Annotated in this window: 7 protein-coding genes and 1 tRNA gene; 2 read left to right on the top strand and 6 right to left on the bottom strand. The window is 53.8% G+C overall.

Features of this window, described 5'->3' with window-relative positions; all coding sequences use genetic code 11:
• From GX030_03175 to GX030_03160, 4 genes are all read right to left on the bottom strand, one after another.
• A partial coding sequence (locus GX030_03175) for an SAM-dependent DNA methyltransferase (GenBank protein NLV91381.1) occupies positions 1-1,344 on the bottom strand: 1,344 nt, incomplete at its 3' end.
• A complete protein-coding gene (locus tag GX030_03170) occupies positions 1,335-2,336 on the bottom strand; it encodes a M42 family metallopeptidase (protein NLV91380.1) in 1,002 nt (333 codons plus the stop codon). The genes GX030_03170 and GX030_03175, both read right to left, overlap by 10 nt.
• Positions 2,337-2,398: 62 nt before the next feature.
• Entirely contained in the window at positions 2,399-3,418 is a 1,020-nt protein-coding gene (locus GX030_03165) for a M42 family metallopeptidase (GenBank protein ID NLV91379.1), read from the bottom strand.
• On the bottom strand, positions 3,409-4,464 hold the full coding sequence (locus GX030_03160; protein NLV91378.1) for a M42 family metallopeptidase: 1,056 nt from the start codon (positions 4,462-4,464) through the stop codon (positions 3,409-3,411). The genes GX030_03165 and GX030_03160 overlap by 10 nt, the downstream gene beginning before the upstream one ends.
• A gap of 216 nt (positions 4,465-4,680) precedes the next feature.
• On the opposite strand from GX030_03160, the gene GX030_03155 reads away from it, so the two are divergent.
• Positions 4,681-5,391, top strand: a complete 711-nt coding sequence (locus tag GX030_03155; GenBank protein ID NLV91377.1) for an MtnX-like HAD-IB family phosphatase — start codon at positions 4,681-4,683, stop codon at positions 5,389-5,391.
• A 173-nt stretch (positions 5,392-5,564) separates the two neighbouring features.
• On the opposite strand, the gene GX030_03150 is transcribed toward GX030_03155, so the two are convergent.
• Positions 5,565-5,774 (bottom strand): zinc ribbon domain-containing protein, encoded by a 210-nt coding sequence (locus tag GX030_03150; GenBank protein NLV91376.1) that lies wholly within the window; start codon positions 5,772-5,774, stop codon positions 5,565-5,567.
• 42 nt (positions 5,775-5,816) lie between these two features.
• Positions 5,817-6,404 carry a phosphate propanoyltransferase gene (locus GX030_03145; protein NLV91375.1) on the bottom strand — a complete coding sequence of 196 codons (588 nt, stop codon included), beginning with the start codon at positions 6,402-6,404 and terminating at the stop codon, positions 5,817-5,819.
• A 169-nt stretch (positions 6,405-6,573) separates the two neighbouring features.
• Between GX030_03145 and GX030_03140 the strand changes: the two genes are divergently transcribed.
• Positions 6,574-6,649 (top strand) — tRNA-Trp (locus GX030_03140).
• The last annotated feature ends 41 nt before the right edge of the window (positions 6,650-6,690 follow it).

The raw sequence follows: 6,690 nt of genomic DNA, 5'->3' as shown, positions 1-6,690 counted from the left end.
CAGCCCCCTTTGCTTGTCTGTCTCCCTTCGAAGATCGATGCAGGTGGCCCACCAGGGCTTTAGGTCTCTCTCTTGGCTCGGGAGTCTGGTGCCAACCACCGCCGCGGTATCTACGGTGGTGGGAAAGACTCCGGTGCCAAAGTGCGCGAGCAAGTCGATCTGATTGTCAGCTAAGATCTCAGCCCTCAGGTGGCGAAAGGTCTTTAAGAACAACCAACCCTGGGGAGCGATTACCGCCCATCTCCCTCCCGGTTTGGTCAGAGATACCATCCGAGAGAGGAAGGCGCCATAAAGATTTCCCCGCCCTGCGGGGTAATACTTGGCGAGAATCTCGCTTAATCCCTTGGGGTATTCTCGCTTGTCTAGGTAGGGTGGATTCATCACCACCACCTGGAACTTGTCACTACCACCCCAGCTCGCCGGTGGGGTAAAGACATCGGGATAATCCCTGCTGATTCGGCCATCTACTAGACTCCCTAACTGTGCGAAGAGCCCGGGAGCCGACGGAGAAATCGGACCAGGTCGAAGGATTCGTTGACAGATGGTTTGGACCAGTCTGGGCCCGGGAATTTCGCCGAAGCGATAGGAAACCTTGATCAGCAATTGACACCGAGCTATCGCCAAGGCCAGGGGGTCAATCTCCCATCCCATCAGCTGTTCCACTACCGCCTCGGCGGTGACAGATTGCTGGGCTGGCTTTGTCGATGCTAACTTGCCGAGGCGATCCAATGCATAGAGAAGGAAGCGGCCGGAACCGCAGGCAGGATCAATTAGCTGCGGCTTTGCCGTAGGATCCCATCCCTCCAGGGCAGAATCCATCAGAAACCGAACTATCCAGGCGGGAGTATAGACCTGGGTTAACAGCACCTGTTGCGTAAAGTCAGCGTCGATTTGACGCTGTTGTTTGCAGGCATCCCTTTCTCTACCGCGAATCAAGTTCGCCAAAGTCCCGGCGAAATCATCGGCCCGAAGAAATTGCTGCCCCTTCTCCACCAGTTGATCAATTACCGCTGCCGTCCGCAGCTTTAGCCAATGCCCCAAGCGAGCTTGAGCCTTAGCATCGCCAAAGCATCTCTGGCCTTCAAAGAGGGAGGCCACAAACATTTCCGCTACCCCATCGCCGGCAATGCCCCTCACCCGGCACATTGCCTGCAGGGCAGCATGAGCAAAGAAGCAGCAGGACAAAGATGATAGTCCTGCCGCTTCCAGTTGCAGCCATTTTCCCTGGGAAACCCCCAACACCTCCAGAGGATCGTCCTTTATTGGGTGATTAGATAAGATCGGCTCCAGCATCTCTATAAAGCCGCTCTTTTCCTGGGGGTCAAGGAAGCTAACTAGATCCATCGGCTCAAATCAGCCTCAACAATTGCCTTGATTAGGCTCACACTGGCGTTGACATCGGTCATTGACACCATTTCCGAGGGGCTGTGCACATAACGACAGGGGATGGACACTACACCAGAGGGAACGCCTGCTCGGGTGAGGTGAATTGCTCCAGCGTCGGTACCGCCGAACTCCAAGACCTCCATCTGATACTTAATATCAAATTCTCGGGCCAAGTCCACCATCATTTGTTTCACTGCCGGATGGGTGACCAAGGAGCGATCCTTCACCTTAATCGCGGTCCCTTTGCCAAGGCCCACTTCCATCCGCGCAGCCTCGGGCGTGTCTCCCGTAGCGGTTACGTCCACAGCGATGCCTAAGTCCGGCTCCAGGGCATAGGCCGCCACCTGTGCTCCACGACAGCCGACCTCTTCTTGTACGGAGAAGACAAAGAATAGGTCATTCTCCGGTGCCTCCAGCTGCTTGGCAACTTCGATTAGCACCGCACAGCCAATGCGGTCGTCGAGGCTCTTGGCAACGATATTGTCGCCAAAATCCATCATCTCCCGCTGCACCGCGCCGATGTCACCAATGCTAACCTTGGCCTCTGCTTCTGCTTGGGTAGCACAGCCAATATCGATAAACATCTTCTCTAAAGTCAGGTCCTTGACGCTGTCTAACTTCTCTCTGCCAACGACACCTAGGGTGCCGTTTTCAAAAACAATTCTTTGCCCCAAAAGGGTTAAGGCAGACAAGCCGCCGATGTTGGAAAAGCGCAGGAATCCCTTTTCGTCGATGTGGGTGACGATAACGCCAATTTCGTCCATGTGGGCCGACAGCATGATCCTTTTGCCTTCGCCGTTACCCTTTTTGGTGGCAATGAGGTTACCCATCTTGTCAATTCTAATCTCATCGACATAGGGTCGAATCTCTTCTTCGATTACCCGTCGAATCGGACCCTCGCAACCCGCCGGTCCAAAGGACTCAACTAGCCGTCTAATTAGTTCTTTCATGTTATCGCACAAAAGCGCTCCTTGTCAGCAACGCCTTCGTGCGTTCACCTCCTTCACTGGGCTTATTGCGGAATACCGTCGGTCTCAATACTGCGCAAGAACTCCACCACCAGCTTTTCCAAGCCCTGGTAATCCCTCTTATTCACCACGGAAACCGGGGAATGGATGTATCGACAGGGCAAGGCTGCCGTGGCGGTAGGAATTCCTTCCCGGGCCAGGTGAATCGCTCCGGCGTCGGTGCCACCGCTGGTGAACCGCCGGTGCTGACACTTGATCCCCTTGGCCTTGGCCACCTCCCACAAGCGAGTCTGTACCGGCTTGGAGGCAATAGCCGTTCGATCAATCATTGTCAGGGCTGGACCCTCTCCCACGGTGGTAGCGTGTCGATGGGCGGGAATCCCCGGAACGTCTGAGGCTGTGGTACCCTCCACCACCAAAGCTACATCGGGGTTGACTTGGTAAGCTGCCACTCCCGCACCCCGCAGACCCACTTCTTCTTGGACGGTAAACACCGCGTACAAATCGAGATCATAGTCCTGCCGCAGCGCTTCAATCAACACAGAACAGCCAACCCGATCATCGAAGGCTTTACCCTTCCAGCTGTCCTCTCCGAACTCCTCAAACTTGGTGGTAAAAACGGCAAAGTCCCCTAACTTAACGAGCCCTTCTGCTTCAGCCCGATCCTTAGCCCCGATGTCAATAAACATCTGTGACAGCGGAATCGGTTTGCGGCGCTCGTCGGGTTGCTGCAGGTGAATGGGCTTGGCTCCGATCACCCCGGGGATACCCTCGGCACCAACGGCTACTGACTTGGCCACCATCACCCTGGGATCGATCCCCCCAAGAGTCTTAAAGCCCAGGCTGCCGTTGTCCTCGATGGAGGTGATGATAAACCCCACTTCGTCCATATGGGCAGCGAGCATCACCTTCGGGCCCTTACCCTTCTTATGGGCGAAGAGATTACCCAGGGCATCGGTAAATACTTCGTCGACCAAAGGCGACACTTCTGCCCGGATAAGATCCCTGACAGCATCCTCTCGACCGGGAACCCCCGGTGCTTCACATAGTCGCTTTAAAAGCATCGCAATCCCTCCACCCAGTCTGACGTAATCTGTGAGATAAACAGGGCCAAGAGACGTCCTCCGGCCTCCACATCCTTCCAGTCTAAGGTCTCCACCGGAGTATGCATGTATCTCAGTGGGAGGGAGAGTAACACCGTTGGAACCCCTGCCCGGCTTACCTGAATGGCAAAGGCATCGGTTCCCCCCGGGCGGTTGGAAACTTCCACGGAGTAGTCAATATTCCATTCCTTGGCAATCTCCACCAGCTTGTCAAAGATTCTGGGGTGAACGTGGGGACCGTAGCCAATTCCTGGACCCTTGCCCAAGGGTATGGTATCAGCCTTAGGCACTCCCACCATATCACCGTGTCCGACATCGATGGCAATCCCCAAGTCAGGGACAATTCCGTAGGTTCCCACGGTGGCTCCCCGCAAACCGACTTCCTCCTGCACTGTGGCCACGGCATAAACGTCACAAACATGGTCCATATACTGCAGATGACGCAAGGCTTCCATCATCATCGCGACCCCGGATCGGTCGTCTATCGCTTTACCTGCCAGACGCTGGTTCTGCAAGTCAATCATCTCTCGGGCGAAGGTCACTATATCGCCTACAGCCACCAGCTCATTGGCCTTTTCAGTGCTCATCCCTAGGTCAATGTACAGATCTTCCATCTTGTATGCTTCGTTGGATTCTCCGGGCGATTGGACATGGGGTGGCTTTGCACCAATGACTCCCTTTAGATCCCGGCGCCCATGGACAATGACCTCCTGCCCCGGAAGCACCCTCTGATCAACACCACCCATGGGAGCAAAGCGGAGAAACCCACCGGATTCCACCTTAGTCACCACTAAGCCTATTTCATCAATATGGGCGGCCAACATTACCTTGGGCCTGGGCTGATTCCCACTGCCCTTCTTCAAGATGAGCAAGTTTCCCAAAGGGTCTTCTCGAATCTCATCGGCTATATCCGCCGCATAGTTGCGGAGAATATCGATGGCTTTGGATTCATACCCGGAGACACCGGTGCCCTCGGATAACTCGCGCAGCAACTGCCTTGTATCCACCCTGACTCCTCCCTCTGGCGCATAGTTATTTCAAGTTTGCTTTAGCAATTATTTCTTAACTCTATTCTTCGGCAGCTCCCAATATCTCCTGCCTTATCCCGACTAACATCGGTCAACACTTAGACTTTCTTTCTTCCAGCGTTAGCATGTGGTAAGATGAAGGGGAGTTTCCTGTCATCAGGTCCTCATCGTCAGGAAGAGAAAGGGGAGACGGTATTGCAAATCAATCCCAAATCAGCGCAGGATGCGGCAACCTCACCAAGCAAATATTGGTTCATTGTGGATTTTGATGGTACCACTGCAATGCAAGATGTCCAGGTATGTATCCTTGACAAATTCTCACCGGTAGATTGGCGTCAAATTGAGGATGAGATCCTAGCTACCGGCGCCAAGTCCCGACAATACCTGCCGGCCATCTATCGGCATTGGAATACACCGGCAGAGGTGGTTGAGAAGTTTGTGGACGAAGAAATGGCCCTTGATCCCCATTTTCCGGAATTTGCCGCCTGGTGCCAAGACCAGGGATATCCCCTGGAGATAGTCAGCGATGGACTGGATTTGTACGTCAAACTGATGCTGAACAAGTATGGCCTCAGCCACATTCCCTTCCGTTCCAACGAGATTAACATGACCGCCGAAGGAGCGACAATACGCTTTCCCTACGCCTCCGATGACTGCGGCAAATGCGGTAACTGCAAGCTCAGCAGAGTAAGGGAAGTGAAGGCCGATCCCGCTGTCCAGGTTGTCTATGTAGGTGACGGAATTTCCGATGAGTGCCCTGCCGCTCACGTCGATATCTTATTTGCCAAAAGCAGCTTAGCCCGGTATTGTCAGGAAAAGGGCATCGATTTCTTACCCTTCCGTGATTTTTCCGATGTACTCACTGCGATGAAAGCCGGAACAAGGAAGTTGGCTTCACTGGGTTAGACAGGCCGTCAGGCCCACAATAAAGGGGCTGCCCTGCATGTAGTCAGGGAGGCTCCTTTATTGTGGCCTTCATCTTGGGGAAAGTCATACTAAATCCAGGGGCTCACAAAGCAAAAAGCCCCCCATCCGTATACATGAGAGGCTTTCTGATCGATATCTCAATTTAACCTGTCTCAGTGACAGCTGGCGCAGCTTCCACCGGCACAGCTGCTGCATCCTCCCCCGGAAGCAGCAGCGCCACCGCTAGAGCGAAAGCCAAAGGTCGAGACCACCTTGCCAACTTCTCCACTGTGGCAGTTGGGACACTTGACTTCGGTCTTGGAGGTGACCAACTCCTCAAACTTGTCGCCGCAGGCTTTGCATTTGAATTCAAACAGTGGCATGATGCATTCCCTCCGATGTCAGCTGTACTTCAGCCAATGGGGCTAGTCCGCCTTGAGAACAGTAACCATATCTTGATTGTTGAGGCCAGCGGCGTTGGCTTCGTCGGTATCCACGTGGAAGTCTAGGGCAAAATCTTCCCGGACTCGAATCAAGACGTTGTTAAAGGTTAATGCTCTGTCTCCATCAACTCTCACATCAACGGTGTCCTTATCCTTCAGACCCATCTTGGCGGCGTCATCGGGACTCATATGGATATGACGACTGGCGACAATGACACCTTCCTTGAGGGTAATGGAACCCTTGGGTCCAACAACGGTAACTGAAGCAGAACCTTCGATGTCACCGGACTCCCGTACTGGCGGCCTGATGCCCAGGGTAAATCCATCGGTGCGAGAGATCTCCACTTGGGTGCTGCCCCGAACAGGACCGAGAATCCGGACCTTCTGCAGTACTCCCTTGGGTCCAACGAGGGTTACCACCTCTTCGGCGGCAAACTGCCCCGGTTGCGACAGCTCCTTAAGTGGGGTGAGCTCATAGCCTTCCCCAAACAAAGTCTCTAGATCCTCTCGAGAAACGTGAATATGGCGACCGGATATGCCAACAGGAACCTTTCCTAGCTCTCTCACGATAACTCATCCCTTTCCTACTTCATCTCATCGAATATTCGCCACTATGTAGTCCCACAATATTGTACCACAATGACTGGGATTGTGCCAAAGGGATCGAGTTCTTTGAGAAGGAAATCCCATTATGCCCTTGACTAAGTCCGGAGAGGTCTGCTATAATAAAAATCGTCGCAGGGGAGTGGCTCAATTGGTAGAGCATCGGTCTCCAAAACCGAGGGTTGCGTGTTCGAGTCGCGTCTCCCCTGCCACCTCGTCGGAGCAAGGTCAGTCTTGCTCCGATTTTTATTTT

Source organism: Bacillota bacterium (assembly GCA_012727955.1).
Classification (GTDB): Bacteria; Bacillota; Limnochordia; order DTU087; family JAAYGB01; genus JAAYGB01.
This window is presented reverse-complemented; position numbering and strand designations above follow the sequence as displayed.

Bases quoted from the DNA above. Each gene is read 5' to 3' on its own strand.
- GX030_03170 (NLV91380.1), bottom strand. From the start codon at position 2,336: ATGAAAGAACTAATTAGACGGCTAGTTGAGTCCTTTGGACCGGCGGGT.
- GX030_03165 (NLV91379.1), bottom strand. From the start codon at position 3,418: ATGCTTTTAAAGCGACTATGTGAAGCACCGGGGGTTCCCGGTCGAGAG.
- GX030_03150 (NLV91376.1), bottom strand. From the start codon at position 5,774: ATGCCACTGTTTGAATTCAAATGCAAAGCCTGCGGCGACAAGTTTGAG.